This is a genomic window from Paraburkholderia ribeironis (assembly GCF_900019265.1).
Classification (GTDB): domain Bacteria; phylum Pseudomonadota; class Gammaproteobacteria; order Burkholderiales; family Burkholderiaceae; genus Paraburkholderia; species Paraburkholderia ribeironis.
The window spans coordinates 15454-33173 of sequence record NZ_CYGX02000043.1 but is presented as its reverse complement, the minus strand read 5'-3'; the positions used below and the strand labels follow the sequence as shown (position 1 = coordinate 33173).

At 56.5% G+C, this 17720-nt stretch carries 7 protein-coding genes; 2 read left to right on the top strand and 5 right to left on the bottom strand.

The features are described 5' to 3' along the window. Window positions 1-528: hypothetical protein (locus BN2475_RS35035; protein WP_218023704.1), on the top strand; the 528-nt coding region annotated here is incomplete at its 5' end. Between the two features lie 2 nt (window positions 529-530). After that, window positions 531-3617 (top strand): AAA family ATPase, encoded by a 3087-nt coding sequence (locus BN2475_RS19505; protein ID WP_094781149.1) that lies wholly within the window; start codon window positions 531-533, stop codon window positions 3615-3617. A gap of 317 nt (window positions 3618-3934) precedes the next feature. On the opposite strand, the gene BN2475_RS19500 is transcribed toward BN2475_RS19505, so the two are convergent. The 5 genes from BN2475_RS19500 to BN2475_RS19480 form a co-directional block, all read right to left on the bottom strand. Next, window positions 3935-6718: a P-loop NTPase fold protein gene (locus BN2475_RS19500; protein ID WP_159444582.1), complete on the bottom strand. Its 2784-nt coding sequence runs from the start codon at window positions 6716-6718 to the stop codon at window positions 3935-3937. Between the two features lie 119 nt (window positions 6719-6837). Continuing rightward, the gene (locus tag BN2475_RS19495; RefSeq protein ID WP_159444581.1) at window positions 6838-7563 is read right to left on the bottom strand and encodes an HNH endonuclease; all 726 of its coding nucleotides are present in this window, start codon (window positions 7561-7563) and stop codon (window positions 6838-6840) included. 172 nt (window positions 7564-7735) lie between these two features. Further along, window positions 7736-9730 carry a hypothetical protein gene (locus BN2475_RS19490; RefSeq protein ID WP_094781146.1) on the bottom strand — a complete coding sequence of 665 codons (1995 nt, stop codon included), beginning with the start codon at window positions 9728-9730 and terminating at the stop codon, window positions 7736-7738. A gap of 8 nt (window positions 9731-9738) precedes the next feature. Continuing rightward, window positions 9739-14886 carry an Eco57I restriction-modification methylase domain-containing protein gene (locus BN2475_RS19485; RefSeq protein ID WP_159444580.1) on the bottom strand — a complete coding sequence of 1716 codons (5148 nt, stop codon included), beginning with the start codon at window positions 14884-14886 and terminating at the stop codon, window positions 9739-9741. Window positions 14887-14888: 2 nt separating this feature from the next. Continuing rightward, window positions 14889-17720 (bottom strand): helicase-related protein, encoded by a 2832-nt coding sequence (locus BN2475_RS19480; protein WP_094781144.1) that lies wholly within the window; start codon window positions 17718-17720, stop codon window positions 14889-14891.

Below are 17720 nucleotides of genomic sequence, written 5' to 3'. Positions count from 1 at the left end.
GAGTATTTCCGCGGCCTGCTAGTTCTCACGGCGGGCGAAATTTCGAATCCCGGCAAGTGGTACGCACTAGAGCAAATGCGACCATTTTGCATTCAGAGCGACGAAATCATCTATCGCATCAGCTACGCCCAAGATACCGCACCGCAATCGGCTCAATATCGCGCCGCGTTGGTCAGCAGATTCATCGGCCTCAGCGGACAAATACCGCTGATATCACATTGGCCGCCTGCGTTGCGGGACCTAGCTGACGGCCTGACCTTCGATTGGGCTCCGGCCGAACCCCATCACAATATAATTTCAAACGCAGGCAAACGAGCCACCTTGATTTATCTGGGGGACGAGCCGAGAGATTCGGACGTCGCAGCAGTCGGAAATAAGGTTCGGCAATCGCTGGTTGGCAAACCTACGGTTGACAGATGTTGCGTTGTTTTTCGCCGAAATGGACAACTTAAGACCTGGTCTCATCCCGACTCGACCCGGTTTGACCGCCCACAGTCTGACTCTCCGACAAGCATTACGGGAGCCTGAATATGATTGATACCATCCGTGCCCGTGACACCATGGGACATTTGCTGACAAATCTTGAAGAACTAGAACCGGGAATATTTTGTGGTTACAAGTATCACCGTGAACAACCCTACGCTGCCTTTTATGTCGACACAACGGGCGACATCGAGGCGCGTGCGGAGACTTTAAAAGAATTCCAAGACCGCGTCATCGGAGGTCGGTATTTCGACGCGCCGCAGAACCTTCGTTGGAATAGCTACCTTTATTTCCTTGCAGAAAGAGAGCGATTCGCGGAAGAGCCTTTTCGTCGTGCCAAGTCGGTCCTCGAAGGCGACCGAAACTACGCCCGAAAATTCGTAGTAGCAGAAGACGAACTCAATACCTCATTGTCAGAGCAGGAGCGCGCGACCCATGGACGAGCGGTTCCAAGCAGGGACCCCGTCACCGTATGGCGAACACTGTTGGCTGCCGCCGGCTTGCAAGAAGTCATGGGCGACTCTGATATTGCTCCTCTAGTGCGCCGCATTTTTGAGGGCAATCAGCTTACTGACAGTCCAGACTCCGAGGTTGTGCGAAGCGTCCCGACAGTCTGGGAGCGCCTCTTCCTGAGGTCCCTTCGCATTCAACACTTCCGGAGCTTTCCCACTATACGCGACTTTGAATTTGGAGCCGTGAACCTCATCCGAGGTTCAAACGGCGTCGGAAAGACATCGATGCTGGAGGCCATTGAGTACCTGTATTGCGGCGCGAATGCACGGTCGCGGCACGCTGGCGCGGCGCGACTTGAGGGAACTTTCGGGGCGGAACGCATATCGCTTGTGACGACGGATTCCACGCCGGCGGCCGAGCTACGAGAGCGGAATATGCGCTGGTACGGAAATCTAGACCTCAAAAAGAGCACGTTACATGAGAGCTTTTCTACATTCAACTTTCTCAACACCGACGCGGCCGTAAGTCTTTCGCAGGAAAAAGACTCGACTCGGTTGAGGGACGACCTCGCTAACCTGCTCGTTGGACCCGAGGCCGCGCGCATCTGGGGAAGGCTCGAGCGTGTGGAGAAAGAACTGCTTAGTCAGCGGCCAGTGTTGCAGGAAAGGCATCGTCGTTTTTCTGAGTCCGTCCGCCAAGCTCAGGAGCGAATCGCCGAAGCGAGAGCGGTGCCGCGAAGCTCGGACGAGCTTGCGGCTCTATTCAACAGCTATCTTGTTCTTATTGACTGGCGACACGTTCCGACGTCAGTGTCGGACGCGGTGGACACGACTCTGAACCCGCTTGGCAAGCTGACCGTTCTTCTGGAGTCCAGTGCGTTCGGGCCCGAAGGACTGGTAGACATTAGAAGAAGCGAAATTGGCGAGCGTATCGAGGAGGTGCGAACCGCAATCGAGCGCATCGAGTCGTTTCAAGGCTCCCACGCTGCACTCGAGAAACGACGACGAGAACACTTAGCCGCTACGGAGGCGTGTAAGGTGCTGATGTCGTGCGCCGAGCGCTATCGACTGTACGATAAGAGTAAGTTCGAGGGCTTACACATCGATGAACGGAGGCTCAGGGACGAGCTCGCCGAGCTGGTTAGCGTGCTGAATGGTGTCGATGCCACCCCATTGCTTGGAATGGATGACGTTAATCCAACACTTTCTCTCGCCGAACTGGGCAAATCACTCAAGACTCGCCAGGAAAGTCTGGAGCGCTCACGGGATGCTTCCCACCGTCTACTTGAGTCTCATCGACAATCCATTCACCGAATGCAAGCTCTTCAGGAACAGTTGCATTCACTCGCGGGCAGCATGTTTGCCGACGGAGCAGACCCACATACTTGTCCGCTGTGCGCGACGGTCTTCGAGGGCGACGAGCTGCAAGCGCGCATTGCAGCTAGCGGGACTACGTCCGACGACCCTGACACGGGGCGTCTTTCCGCGTCTCTCCGGGAGAATAGCGAGCAGGCCGCAACCCTGGCATCACGGCTGTCAGCGTTGGGAAAATTGGCTGAGTTTTCCGAACACGTGCTTGGTCGCCCTCAGGCAGTCTCGCTCAAGGAGGCTCTCGAAGCGGTGGCATCCAAACGAGCCACGCTCGACGCGCGTAAAAGTCAGCTTGAGGCTGTCGGTCGGACACTAAGCGAACTGGAACCGCTCAGGCTGACCGCTGATGAATTTGCCCTCATCGTAGAGAAGCTCGCTGAGGCCGTTTCAGGTGCGGTGAATTTGCCTGCTATCGAAGCCCTTGAGACGCGTCTCGAGGAGGATAACGAGCGTCTCTCGGCAGATTTGGTAGATATCGATGTAGAGCAGACCAAACTAAATGCGTCGTGGCAATCCTTCGCGGCGACATTCAAACATACTCCTCTTGGCGATTGGCAAGAGGCGAAACAGAAGCTGACCAAGTACGAGGTTGCGCTCAAGTTACTGTCGGACACGTTGAGCCAGATAGTGCCCCTTATCGAAGAGCGGTCTGATATGACTGTGGCTGAGATGCTCCCAGCGTTTCGCGCGGCGCAGCAGGCGCAGCTCAAGCTAATGGAAGCGTTTGCGCGGGAAAAGCACGCCGTAGACGTTGTCACTCGCCTCGAAGGCGAGTCGCGTTCGGCGGCAAGCGAACGTGACACAGCTCGCGACGTATTGGTCAGGTTGCAGTCAGCATTGGGAGCAATCGCGACGCTAAAAGAGACGTCGTCGTTGACATCGTTCACGAATGAAGCGCTTGTGGCTCGAATCACCGAGATTGGTGACATCTTTCACCGCATCCACACTCCCCAGGAGTTCGCAGTTCAGATTGGTGGCGACGCGTTTCTGCGTAGACGTGAGGGAACCGCACGAGTAAGTCTGTCTCAGGTAAGCACAGGCCAACGCGCCGCGTTTGCGCTTTCGATTTTTTTGGGAATGAATCTTTCGGCCGTCACCGCTCCGCCGATAATGCTAATTGACGACCCGGTCGCGCACATCGACGATATGAATACTCTTTCATTTTTGGACTACTTACGTGATATCGTTGTAGCAGGCTCGTGTCAGATATTCTTCGCTACCGCCGACGACAAGCTCGCTGCACTGTTCTCGCACAAATTCTCGTTTCTCGGCGATGATTTTCGGACACACGAACTGACAAGAGATAGCTAGAAGCTCGAAGGATGCATCGTGAGATTGCGTACTCTCAGCACTTCACACTTAAACCAAGAGGTGCACGCCTTGTCGAGTATGGACCTGCGACAGACTGTCCTCTAGCGACAACTTGTGTCTGAATCGACCCAGAACCAAAGATATGGGGCTGGTGGTTGTATCAATCGAAGAGCCTACCGGCTCAGTAACCTGCTGAACAGCAAGTCGATATCTTCATCTTCGCCGGCGCTGCTTTCAGCCTCGTAGCGATTGTCTTCTGCGTCGGAAATGGTGCACTTGAGAAGTTCGTTCGCTCTCTCTGCCCACTGACGAGCGTTTCACGAGGGAATTTGCGTTTCCTGTAGCCGTTCGCTCAAGCTACGTTGCTTGTCAAACGATGTATTCGCGTCCGTGCGTGTTTCTGCATGCAGCGCTGCATCAACAAACTGCTCACGTAACGTCAGGTCAAAAAGGTACTCGCCGGCAAAAGCTATCAAACTAGTCTTAAAGTCGCCACGCGCTTGAACGAATCGAAGGAACCGCTTGTTTTCCGCCAGCGCGAGCACTATCGAGCTTAGCAGCCCCTTGCTGCCCCACCGATTTGCAATCAGCGGCAACACCTCATAGGCTTCTAGGTCTGCAAGGGCCTCTGCGTATATTTGTGCCTGATTGGAATTGAGTCCGAGCTTACCTTCCGCTGTCCCACGTACGACGTGTAGCCCCTTAGTTGTCACCTCGTCATAGGCTTGGTCCCGTAGTTCCAACGCACCATCGGTTGCAAAAGCCATTAGATAGGTGAGGGCAGCCAATCCCCACATGTTCGGCGCGTTAGATAAGCCGAATTCTTTACACAAAACACCGTTATCTGACAATTTCCGTAGATATGGCTTGAAGCGCATACGGTCGATTTTGAACAGTGCTATTAACGATGGCAGTACGTGGTCGTCGCTCCCTTGAGACAATATCTGGGCAGGGCCGGTGCATTTCCTAACAAGGGATTCTGCAATGATGTCGAAGAAACCCTCGTGGCCGTCTTCTATGGCCCGCTCGAGCAGCGCTATTTCCGCAGCTCCGAGACCGTCAGAGCCGAATCGCTCCGTTAGCCACGCGAGCTTCGCATCGTCACCACCTCTGCACGTACACGAGTTCAACGTCCTTGCACGCGCGGTTCCGGTCAACTCAACGCACAATCGCGCCCAAAGCTCGGGACCAATTGGTAACACAACTTTCTCGAACCCTTCGACCATCATAGTCAGGCGCACATCTTCGAGTGAGAGTACACCTGTAAGAGCGGACACCCACGATTGCCATCCATCAGAAATTTGCTTGTCCAATGCACTCGATTGCTCTGCCGCTGACCGGTCGATATTCCTCAGCATTTCAACAATCGCCGAAGCGGTCTCGTCGCGAGAAACTGAGACATCCAGCAGGGCCTCCAAGCCTGGTATCAGATTTGTATTAAAGAAACGCAAGCTTTTCGTCTCGGTCATAGTCGAGAAGACAATTCGCCGGAAATGCGATGCGGTCCCGGGCGAAAGCAAGCTTTCGCCGACAACATACGGACGAAGTGCCCGAACCGCTTGCAACAGCCGCTCCTGTTGTCCGCCCAGGCTTGCGACGTCCTGTCGGATGTATCGGTCGAGAACGTATTGGAAAGCCGGGCTTTCTTTGAAAAGCTTGCTGATGGTTTCGCTATCGGCACCGTCCATCGCGGCTTCGAGCCGGGGACGAACCGAAATATAGGATGCCTCCTCTTTGGTCGAGGCGCAATGGTGCAGCATGGCGAATGTATCGACTAGAGAGTCATCATGCAAAATTCGACTCGCAGCCAGCGGAGGCGAGCAGTTGTCGCCGACAAACCCGTCCTTCGAAAGACCATATGCCGCCAAGCTTGAAAGCGGAACTTCGCCACCCCACTCCAGCTTAAGTACCACGAGTTCGTTTATGAAAGATACGATTCCTCGCGGGGTCAAATTGCCATTTTGGCGGAGTTCTCCATCTTCATAGAGCCGCAAAATCTCATCGTAGTCGCCCAGCAGGTCTTCCCCGAATGCTTGAGAAAGTTTGGCGCTAAAGTAGCTCTTCCACGAATGAAGCATCGGTGGTGGTAACGAGAAGCGAACCTGGAATACCTTTTCCAGAAACGACGGGCGAGCAACGTCTTGACCTGCAGAGCCCAGAATCGGGTCCGAGACCGATGACTGCAGCACTCGGCGTTCGTCTACCACTGGGACGATGACCCACAATCGACGAAACCAGTCTCGAGCCTTGAACTGCGGATTGTCCAGGAAGGAACGCAGGAGCGCCCATACTGCTTTCGTGTCGACCTGGTCGATGCGGTCGAGGTTATCCACAACGATGACTAAGCGACGTGTGTCACGACTAAGCACGCCCTGCATTAGCTCGCTAAACGCCTCCTGGAACTCAATAGATGTCGGCTCCGGTTCGTCTCGTACCTCCATGGCTTCCTCGTCCGAGTTACGCCGGACGATAAAGCCCATGGCTTCATTGGACATCAAGTGAATCAACGCGAAGGCGACAAGCCCCACCAGTATTGTCGAGGCAAAGAGCGGAGCCGTACCGAGCGGCTCGACGAGACGTTTTTCGACCTCGGATATCATCGGCGCAGCGATGGCCAGTGCCGCAAGTGCCGATAAAATCACCTTCGCTGAGGTGGAGAAAAATGGCGTTGTCTTTCGAGACGTCGTTTTCAGTCGCCGACTCAGCTCATCCAGCCTTCGTCTCCAGAACGAGGCGCTCGCTGGCCCGTCTGATTGCGCTAGCCAGCCCCTATCAGCAATCCTTCCGACAAGCGCAGAAAGGAATGCGCGGCGAAGCGGGTCTCCGACGTGAACCCATGCGTCGTACTGGAATACAGTGACATCAGTCGGCTCGGATATCACCTTGTCCACTACTGTTGGACCAAGATTGTCGAAGTGCTCAGCGACCATCTTTACGACTGTCGACTTTCCAGCTCCCCAAGTGCCGTCGAGCCGTATCGTCTGGCCGCCGGGAGACGTCTGAATCAGTCTGACTATGGTCGTTGCAATCTTCGCGTGCGCTCCGCCCAATTCGTCAACATTTGACGGTTCGTCGGTAAGAAGCGTCGGAGTTTGACGCATCGGAATCTCTCTCATTTATGGCGTTGTTGGCGGCAGCGACGGCTATTTCGACGGTATCCATGGCACAGCAAGCACCCAGTCCCGTAACGCAGAGGATGCGCTGCAACCTCGCAACGTCGTTATGTCGCGGCTCGGAAGACGTTCGACCGGTGAAACGCTAGATACGGTGCATGTTCTGGTCGCATACCCTGTGCACAAAGCGGCAACGCGATGCCCAACGCCTTTTGCGCGTGTTCATTCAAGGCTTGCGACATCACCATTCCGCCGTCGTCTTGAAATGTTATCCAACCATCGTCGAACATCGCGTCAAGATTGGGACAGAGCAGCAATCCGTTAAACACGTCCAATCGCTGCTCGTCAGACTCGCACTTCGCCCACGGACGAATATGCGAAGCGCGTAAAAGCGCCGGAACTGCAAGACCAGTTACGCAGCACCTGCCGCCCCAAAACTCAAGTAGCGCCTCGCGGAACAGGTTTTGGCCGACTCGTTGGACCACAAGCCTCTCGGCCTCGGTAGTCTTTGGCAATTCGGCAGTCATGGTTTTGAATTGCTGCGCAACCCTGTTCGGGAGCGTTCGAGCACACGCGTTGGCTGCGTCGAGTACGCCGTACAAGCTCTTCCATCCAAAAACAGTGAGCGCCTTATCCTTTGTCGCCTCGCGGGGCAGCAGCACTGGATTTGACGCGAGCACCTCGAATTCGTCATCCGACAAGCTGCGGACGAGAACTGTTTCAGGAAACTGATTCGAGCGCATCCGAAGCGCATCGTCTTCCCACTGGGGCGACAAATCAAAGCCACAATCGGCAGCGGCTTTTTCCAAACGCGTTCGTTGCAATGTCGTCATACTCTTTTTCCGACCAACCGGTGGTTCCATTCACGTTTAACGTAAGCGACCATCAGAGTATCGAATCGCTCCTGAAAACCAGCAAGAAATGACAGACGCGGAAACGTTAAGATTGACCCGACAGGCCGTGAACGTCGCTCGTTGCCCTTCTGGGACAGCTCTGCGCCCCATGCTAGGTGCTCTCCTCGAGACCGTTAAGGACCGGCATGAGCTCGCGCTTGAACAGCATCGTCTCGGGTCTGCCCGGCAATAGCTCCAGAACCAAGAATTCCGGCTTCTGCAATTCGGGGGGCGGCGCAGAAGTGGTCGTCACGATATATTGAAACGACACATCGTCCCCCGTTGCAAGTTCGTCAGCTGCTTCCGCGACCGTCAAGAAGAAGTCCCGATACAGTCGCTCGCTCATGTCTGCTTCACGGGGACAATCGTGAACGAGAAGCCCTGGATGATTGCTCGATTCCGACGTTGCTGCGTCCAGGAGACAGACAATGTCACCGAGCAAAACCTCAAGCACCTGATAAGCCTCTCCGCCCTTAGATACATCAAAAGGCCGAGTCTCCGAGTCCGGCATAAACCGGCCATAGCCCGACTCACCCAAGAGTCTGGCTGCAACACAACGAGTCAGTGCCTTTATCGATTCGGCTCTCGACGACTGCTCAGACCTGCGCACCGTGAGGGACGACAACAATCTGCTTACGTCCTCGTTGAGAGTCCTCTGCCTCGTTCGCGCCCGGGTCAGCTCCAGGCTGTCCGTGCCTTGTTTTCGCTGCGATTCCAGAGCTAAGAATTCGTCCCAGCGCTGCTTTAGCTGAGACCTTGCTGTTTCGCTAGTAGCGATTCGAACCTGCAGCCGACGCAGGTTGGCCCGCGCGTCTGAGACGATTTGCTGCTGATTTTGTTCGGTTGTCTCTGCTTGCGCGAGAGCGTTCTCCGCTTGCTTTAGCTCTGCGGCTACTCGCGGGGCATTCCGCTTTGCTGCCAACGCGTCCATGTGCCAAGGCAAGCTCTGCGACGCCGTTCGTCGCCTTATGTGTTCGCAATCGGCGAAATCGATATGACCGTGCTCACACATCTGACCGCTTAGTCCTTCGAGGCGGTTTCGCATCGTCGTCAAGCGATTGTATTCGTGCTCGTTGGCGTCAACGATTGACCGTGCAATGTCGCGCTCGCGGCGAGCTCGCTCAGCTGCCCCTTTAAACGACGCAAGCTTCAGCTGCTCTTGTAGCAACTCTTCCTCCGCTTGCTGATACTGCTGGTCAAATTCTTCCTCTCTCAAAAGAGCCGTTTCCAGCATTTCTTTGAAACGGCCTTCCAGGGATGCACCAACCGTGGTCTCGTATACGGGTTCGTCTTCGCCTGCCTGCACAAGCCGCCTTATCTGACGCTCCACCTGTGCGAGCACAAATTCGGGCTCCTTTTCCAGGTCCGGTATCCGGCTCTCCAGTTGGTCAAGCGCAGCCTGAGTTGCCTCGACCTCCCGAATCAACTGGTCGAGACTGGAGTCAAGGAGGCCGAGTACGGAATTCACGAACAGAGGAGGGTCTCTTCGCGGCCGGCGAAATCCGAGCCCTTCCCCGTCGCGCCAGTGAAAGAAGCCGTCGAAGCGCGTCTTCTGGTCTCTAACGCACCAGGCCAGGAGATGTCGCCACTCTAAAGGTTGGTTCGTTCCGGGTAGCGTTTTGGCGGTCAGTCTGCCGATAGAGGCAATCTCCAGGCTGGAAACGTAGCCTTGGAAGTCATTCGACGTGTTAGCGTCGAATAGCATTTCAAATAACTCGCATTCCTTTGCAATCGAATGGCTATACGCGCCGTACGGCCGAAAGACCAGCCATGCCACTCCGTCGATGTGCACCCTAGCTGCTATGCCGCCTTTGGGAAAAGCGGCGACGGCCTTCTCGCGCAACGCAGTAATGGCGCCGGCATCGTCGCCGAGTACGTAGCGCAAAAGAAGGCACAGCGACGTCTTGCCGACCCCATGGCCTGCACTGGCAAGCCCCGACGCTTGCGCAGAATCCGGTTCCCGCGCCCAAACAATATTGAGGCCGGGGTGAAGCTCTATGTTCCTCGTAACCACGAGTGGCTCTCGCGATTCGAGCAGCCAGACAGTCTCGACCCAAAGCCGAGGCAAGCGACGAACAGCAGGAAAATCCGAGAGCCAAGGAGTCATGTGATTTCCTAACTCGTGCCTTGAGCCTTTCTCGAAGGCTCTTGCACTGCTGAGCTATTCGTTTGGCCGGCGAGCCGTCGAGCTTCCGCTTCCAACAGCAGGCATGCTAGTTCGTCGTGTTCGTGCAAGTGGACGACGTCGTTTGGCAAAGCGGCGTCTCCCCGAACAAATCTTGACTCGGAGCCGGCACGCTTCCGGACGACAGTTCCCGCCGCCTCCAGCCGTTGAACAAGGATTGGCACGCGGCTAAGCGACTCAGGTGGTTCGAGCCAATCGATAGAATCGAGTATATGGCTGAGTCGCTCCGCCTCCGTGGCGTCAAGTAGTTCTGCTGCAAGGGAAGCGTGCGCCACTGTCGACTGTAACTCGCCGGTTGTGATGCCGTCCGCACGTTGTCCAATGGCTGCCGCGATGAACCCTGCGAGCTTCGCGTCTTCGGCGCTTTGAATCATGCCGATACTCGAATACCGCACGTCGATGGGTGACGGTGCGGGAACTTCACGCCATCCCATGCTTTCCAGTCGGTCCCAAGCCTCCAAGACAAGACGACCAGTGCGATATTCGCCAAAAGCGCGCATCTCGTTGGTTTTAAGCACGCGGAAGGTTTCACTGGGGTAGTCTTCGCCCATGACGTCAGCCGGGTCGAGAATGTAGCGCAGTTCGTCGCGGTCTAGACCGTACAGATGGGCGTAGTATGCGTCGAGTTCGGCGCGCAATTGAGCCCGTCGCTCTGGGTTCCATGTGAACGGAGGCAACGGTGTGTGGCGCAACTCGGCGGGGCGTGGGTCACAGTCAGGAAGCGCGTCCGTTAGTTCGTCGGCCCAACCCTGCATATCGCATGTCGTGTGAGTGAGTTCCAACACGCGCGCGACTATGTAGACCAGGTCGTCTGCGGTGTAGCGTTCAGGAGGCAGAATGGGAAACTGCTTGAGATAGTGATACGTTAGAGACGTACCGCCGACCTTCTGGCGAGCAGCGTAGTCCAGCACTAAAGCACAGAGGTTGCCATATAACGCCGCCGCGTGAGCTGCCGACAGTGACAATGGGAACCGGATGACCGGCATTTTGTGCCCCACCCCGACTCGCCGCACGATGGATGCAATTACGGTGCGCTCATCGGTCGAACGGCAGATGTCCCGCCACCCCATCAACCACTTTGGACTGCGCCGGTCCATCCAGGCATCCAGGAACTCCAAGGGCAGCGTTGCAGACCCGCTGGCTCTGGGCGTTTGCAACGCTTCCAGCTCATTCAGCTCTGCGTCGCTGACGCTCAGGCCTCCGGCCGGGTCGTCTTGAAGCGCCCATTTCTGGAAGGCGGCCAGTGCTTTTTTTCCCGCGATGCCGTCACCTTTCAGGGCATCTGCCAACTCCGCGAATCGCCCCGCCAGCTCCCGCTCCACAGCCTGCGAGGCCACTACGGCGGCTTTGTCGCTCCACATCGATGCCTGCGCAAGCTTACGTGGGGTTGCATCAACGGTAGGCGGTTCATCGAATAGGTCGGCCGTCTTGGCGGCTGACTGACGCGACGTAGCGTCTGAAGTCACAGTACGGCGGAACATGGCTCCGGCCACCCAGCCCGCCAAGACCAAGGTAAGCGCTTGGCGTCGCTCGTTCAACTTGGAAAATTCGTCAGCACCACCCTCGTTTGGCAGAACCGCGTCGGTGGCATAGCGCCAGATAAGCCACGCATTGGCTACTCGACTCGGCACGCGGGCGATGCGCGCCAAGACCTCGCGCTCGTCCACCCAGTAACGCGGGCGCGCCGCATAGACAGGTGAACCTTTATTTTCGATGCTCACGTCTTCGGTATCCAGCCCGCCGGGCTTTTCAGGACTGTCCACGTAAGTGGCCCAACGGTGGTCGAATTGATGAACCATCTTCGCTTCGTACAACGGAACTCGGACAACAGTGCCATTGGAATCGGTAGCGCGGTCGGAGAACAAATAACTGTCGTTCGACATATCCATCATTCGCTGGAAGGTGATGCCCCATGGATTCACCTCAGTCTCCAAAACGCAGACGTCTTTGCCGTCCCCATCGACCACAGCCTCACGAATGAGCACGGGCGCGGCACTATAGAGTTTTTTGGTCAGCTCAGCGTCGCGCTGGCTGCGAAATATCGGTAGCGTCAGAGTGTTGGGATTGAGCAGTTTGAACTCACTGGCCTTGAGCGTGTACCACTTATCCAACTTGCTCAAATCATCAATTCTCTCTAGGTCACAGACAAACCTAGCCATCTCGGAAGCGCCAATCGTCAACATACAAAAAGGTTTCCTGTCATCAGTTCCAGGAAACCATCGTCTAATTTCATAGCAACTCAAGAGTGAATACAGGCGACGATTTTTCACCAATGTCCCAAAAAACGCTTTGGTGGAATCGTCTGTCGCTATGCCAGATGGCACGACGAAGCCCGCTCTGCCATCGATTCTTGTCAGTTGGAAAAAAGTTTCGGCAAACAGCGCGTAGGTATTGACATCGCCTACACCGGTCAAAGGGTAGCGCCCGCCATCGTGAGCATAGAGGCTTGCCGCCTCTGCACCACGGCGGGATGCAATGAATGTGGTATAGAGCTGCATTTCCGCAGAGTTTGGCGGGCTCAGGCCTTCCGCTGCTTCCAGGTCTGGGTACAAGGTATGGAGCAACATCCCCCGGCGCAACAAATCGATGCGCTGGGCTCGCTCAGCCTTGTTTTTGGCGCCGGCCACCAAGGGACTGCGAGTAGCAAAAAACTCTTCTTCCTGCAGCTTTATCCGCTCCCATGGCGGATTGCCGAGCATGACTGAAAATCCGCCCTGCGCTGCAATTTGCGGAAACGCCAGCCACCAATGGAACACGCTATTAGTGCGGCACAGGTCATAGACGGCTTGGCCCAGAGCGGCGTTCTGACCGCTGTGGCTATCGCTGTGTAACAGGCCCCACAAGTATCCAGACAAGGGGACAAAACCAGCGTTTCCGGGCACCTTAGGTGCAAGGAAAGCGGCGACATAGGTGTCTGCCAGCTTGGCCAGCGTCGACTCTAGGGCATAAACATGCGCTTGGTGCCATGCATTGCGCTTGGTTGCAATGCCTTCCAGCGTGTCGTCGGCCAGGTGCTCCACCGCATCGGCGACAGTGGCCAACGAGCTCGCCGCAAAGAGGTCGTTAGCCACCACCTGTTTCCAACTTTTCAGGTCGGCCTTGTTTTGCTTCTTTAGTGCGCCGGCAGTCGCCTTGTCGTCGCCACTGAGTACGCTATAGGCCTCATCTGGGATACCGTATTCGAGAATCTTCGGGTCAAGCACACCCAGTAACGCATCGCCCACCTGCAGGTGATGGTCAATGAAGGTGAGAGGTCGGTCCGGACTATAGGCCTCCAGCCATAGCGCGGTTTTCGCCAAGGCGATAGCCATTGGGTTTTTGTCAACGCCATAGATGCAATGACCAACCACATCACGTAATGCGTGGCGGTAGTCTGTTGGCGTGGGAGCGCCACCGTGCTGTGCAGCGCGAAGCTTTGCTACCTCGTCGGCCATCCGACGAGCGGCGGCCAGCAAGAAGTGACCACTGCCGCACGCCGGGTCGCACACCGTCAGCTGCAGCAGCGCCTCTACTGGACGGCTGGCGTTGTTTTTGACCGTCTGTTCAATGACGGGCTCCAGTGCGCTCTTGATGAGTTCCTGCACCAGGCTGTCAGGCGTGTAGTAGCTGCCAGTAAGCTTGCGCGCGTTACCCTTGTTCGAGGCGTCGTCGTCATCTCCTACAAAACCTAGCTTGGCCGCGTGCGGCTGGCTGAGACTTTGGATGTCGGGGACTAACTCCAGCAGGCTCTCGTAGACACTGCCTAGTTCCTCGGCCCCCATATCGCGGTAGTTCACACGCGTGAGACCGGAAGGGTGACGGAAGTATCCGAGCTGGAAAACGGCCGTCAACAGGTAGCGGTTGTCTATGTGCGCAGTATTGAGCAGGGGACACTGCTCGGTTTGGAACAAGCCCCCCAAAGCAGGCAGACCCAGCGCAGGTTGACCGGATGCCAGTCCATCAAAGGTAATGGAAAGGGCCTGCCAGAGGTCGCTGTGTGTGTCGTGGCTGCTGCGCCGCGCCGCGCGTTCGCGTAACCAAGTCAGACTGTAGCCTGCCCGATATAGCTGTTGAGCTTGTTCCGTGGCATCTGGCGTGAAGATAAGTGAGCGGCCGGTGCTCGGGTCGGTACGGTCTTCCACGGTAGCGAGGAAGATGAGTCGGTACACGAGACTCAACAGCTCTTCAAAAAAGGCCTGCTTTGCGTTGCTGCCGAGCTCCGGGTCATGCAAGAGCGAACGCAGTGTAGCGTTGGCGGGGTTTCTCAAGAACCCAGTTCCCAGCGAACGCAACGCATCTGCTACCTGGTAGCGGAGGTTCTGCCGTACCGTAACGCCCGCCTGCTGACCAGCGCCATACCAACGCTCCCATGGACAATCTGCAGGCTCAGTGTCCGGCTGACCGAAGCGACTGACGTGTACCAAGAGCCAGAAGGCGGTGAAGTCGGAGTACAGCTCTTCATTGAAGATGGCCTCAAGGTCCACCTCAACGTAGGCGGGACGCGTTAGGCTCGGGTTGTCACGAAGAATACGCAGGGTCAAGCCGTTGCTAACAACTGCCCACAAAGAAGCATCGGTGGCGTTGAGAGCCTCTTGCGCAAGCATGAACGGACTGCGGCGACGAATGCGACCAGTCTCCGAGTTGGTCTCGCCAAATCGCTCGGTCGAATAGTCCAGCGATTGGTTGTGCGCCGCTATAACGACGGGCAACCGCCTGTTCAACGCCGCATGCCCGATTTGATAGCTGTGGTACGCATTATTCGTGGCTTGCAAGCTGGTCACGGGCGCAAGGTCCGTATAGCCGAGCGCGTGGCGAAATAGCGGGACAAGGAAGTCTCGTGTCGTCGCGTCGTAGGCGTCCACGTCCTGCCGTTGGCGTAACTGCTGAAAATCTTGCCAAAGGTTCTGGGCAATTTTGAAGTTGCGGGCGACTTCATCGCGCAACTTCAGGCCCTTCGGAATGTTGTAATAAGCTTCCGTCTGTTCGGTCTTTTCCGGCGCATTGAGCGCAGTCAGCCGAGTCAGTTCGTCCGCCGGAATTAGGCCACCCTCGATACGGATGGCGGTGTAGGCGAGTTGGTGGACGTTCGTGCGTGCCATGCTCATACTCCCGCAGGCGCAGGGGCCAGCACATACACCCCCATTACATCGACCGGCAAGCTCGCTGTGACCTGATAGCTACCACGAGCCTCCGATGCCTCTCGCACGCGCCGATGGTCGGCAAGCAAACCATTGGCTCGCGTCTCTGCGATAGCCTCCAGCGCCTCTTTCCATCTCGGTAGTGCGTCGAGCGCTTGTTGGATATGCCTGTCTCGGACAACCGGAGGCATGTTGCGTACAGCTTGAGCACCCAAAAGCTCGCGGACATCTGACGAGCTCACTTCGGTCAAAGGAGCACTTCCCACGGCACTAACCGCGACGGTCTCTTCACACAACATGAGTCTGGTTTGGTTATCACGAGTGGCGCTAAGCTGGTACCGCAGACGCAGAAGCAATACGGTGGTTTTCAGACTAACGTTGCCAACAAACGCAGCACCGGCGCGAGCAATACCGTCTGCGTCGTTCATGTCGTTATCCAACGCTTGCTCCAGCAAAGTATCGGCAAGCGCCGATACGAGCGGGTGTGTACGCTGAATAAAGACGGCTCCCTGCGCAGCGGGTTGCTTGAAATCGATGCGCAACGTGCCGGTCAGGCCTTCCGCCGCTAGGCGCTCGCAAAGGGAAGTTGGTAGGGTATCGAGGTGCGCCTTGAAATGTTGCTTGTACGGTTCGAGCGCAGCACCAAGCCGGGACATCGCGCGTGAAACAAAACGCTGCACGTCCTCCTCGCCGCCTAATACGGCTGCCGACTTGCGCCATTCGGGCAGTACATCATCAGGTTTCAGTCGGCGCTGGGCGAAAATTGAACGATTTTTAGCAGCTTTTTCACGCGCACTTTGCCAAGCCGCTTCAATCTGTTGGGCAGGCTCTCCGAAGTCAAAGGCAGCTTGCGCGTGAGCCCCAAACTGGCGGTTCTTGCGCAGCAATACCGCGTTAAGCAAAGCCTGAGTGAGCTTTCCTTGGTCGTCTGGCATGGGGACAAGGACACCGAGCTCCTTGCGAATGCTTTCAGCCTTTCGCAGGATGACCTGCAACACCGCGCCATCGACCGGATTGTCCTCGCCGTAAAGCATCGTGCAGCGTACCTCGTGCGCCTTTTGGCCAAATCGGTCGACGCGACCTTCGCGCTGTTCGTGACGTGTCGGGTTCCAGCTCAAATCGTAATGGACGACAGCCGTGAACAAGTTTTGAAGGTTAATCCCTTCCGACAGGCAGTCTGTGGCGACCAGAATACGTGTTTCGGTATCACCCAATTCTGCGACCGCAGCTTCACGCTCCCCAGGAGTAAGCTCTCCAGTGACGGCTTTTACGGCCGCGTCCTTGAATTTGTTGCGCAGGAAGTCAGCCAGATAATGCGCCGTGGCAATGTATCGGCAAAAAACTACAGGCTGGAATCCTTCCTTAACCAGTGCAATCAAGTGCTCATGCAGCTTCGCGAGTTTGGGGTCATTGGCAGCACCGGCCAGGTTTTCCGCAGCAGCAATCAGTTCTTGCAGTCGAGAGGTATCTTCCGTTTTCGCAGCCGGCTCGATGTCATCAGCAGACAGTGCATCGTCCACGCCGTCCAGCACCCGCTCGCTGACCTGCGCTTCCACCTCCTCAAGAGTCAGCTCAACAGCTCCCTCGGCTCCTGCGCCACCATCCAATCGGGTGCGTAGCGCGTTGACCGCTGCCGCTGGCGACGACGATATGCAACGCAGCAAAGCCAGAGCGGCCCACCAATTCATGCGCTGTTCGCGCAGCCCTTGTCCTTCGGAGCGCTCTACCAGCTCACGCGCATAGTCCATTACGTCGTTGAACAATCGTCCCCAAGCACCGGTCAATCGATATGTTTCTTCCTTGGTCTTCCGCTCCGGAAACATCGATGCATCTTGCCATTCGGAGATGTCGGGGCGACGGCGTTGCACAAAATGTCGTGAGAGGTCCTCACGCAAGTCGGCGCGCGCTTCCTGCGGCAAATCCTTGAGCTGAGTAAAATCTGGGCGCAACAGGCCAAGCAGGTTGAAAAATGCATCCTCGTCGCCGCTGTGCGGCGTAGCCGTCAGCAACACGATGTGACGATTTTCACTTTCAGCAAGGCCCTTGAGCAGTTGGTAGCGCTGCTGACGAGCTTGTCCACCCTGTGTGCAGGTATGAGCTTCGTCCACGATAACGAACTCAGGACAAAAGCGATGAAAAGCTTCGCGTCGCCGCTCGGACTTGATGTAGTCCAGACTGACCACCGTGAATGGGTGTGCATCAAATAGCGATGTACCCGGCGGCAAGTTGCGCTCCAGCCGGTTAGCCGTCGCAGTGCGCACTATCACGGCCTGGATATGGAAGCGCTCGGCCAGCTCGTGCTGCCACTGCTCGCAGAGATGCGGCGGACATAGGACCGCGAACCGTTGAATTTCACCTCTGTCGAGCAGTTCTCTCGCAATCAGGGCGCCTTCGATTGTCTTTCCGATGCCGACGTCATCTGCAATCAACAGCCGAACGATTGGCAGCTTCAACGCCATCAACAGCGGTACGAGCTGGTAGGCGCGCGGCTCGACCGCGATGTTGCCGAAGCTCCGAAATGGCCCAGCTCCGCTTCGCAGCTTGAGCTGCAACGCGTCCAACAGCAGCTGGCTGGCTGAATGAGTGCGCGCCTGGCTTACTGTCGGCCACGGGAAAATTGACGGGCAGACAGGTTGACGTTCCAAGGGCAAGTAAATCAGAGACTCATCCTTTTCGCTGCCGCCCAAGGGCCGCAAGCGCAGCGTCTCGGTGTCGGACTCGGGTAGCACTATCCATTCGCGGCCTCTGGCCGAGACAAGGGCGCCAGGGTAAAACTCAACGGCTGGACTATTCAT

What these genes read in the sequence shown, in the direction of transcription:
- BN2475_RS19480 (WP_094781144.1), bottom strand. Translation starts at nt 17,720, where the DNA reads ATGAATAGTCCAGCCGTTGAGTTTTACCCTGGCGCCCTTGTCTCGGCC.
- BN2475_RS19485 (WP_159444580.1), bottom strand. Translation starts at nt 14,886, where the DNA reads ATGGCACGCACGAACGTCCACCAACTCGCCTACACCGCCATCCGTATC.
- BN2475_RS19505 (WP_094781149.1), top strand. Translation starts at nt 531, where the DNA reads ATGATTGATACCATCCGTGCCCGTGACACCATGGGACATTTGCTGACA.
- BN2475_RS19490 (WP_094781146.1), bottom strand. Translation starts at nt 9,730, where the DNA reads ATGACTCCTTGGCTCTCGGATTTTCCTGCTGTTCGTCGCTTGCCTCGG.
- BN2475_RS19495 (WP_159444581.1), bottom strand. Translation starts at nt 7,563, where the DNA reads ATGACGACATTGCAACGAACGCGTTTGGAAAAAGCCGCTGCCGATTGT.
- BN2475_RS19500 (WP_159444582.1), bottom strand. Translation starts at nt 6,718, where the DNA reads ATGCGTCAAACTCCGACGCTTCTTACCGACGAACCGTCAAATGTTGAC.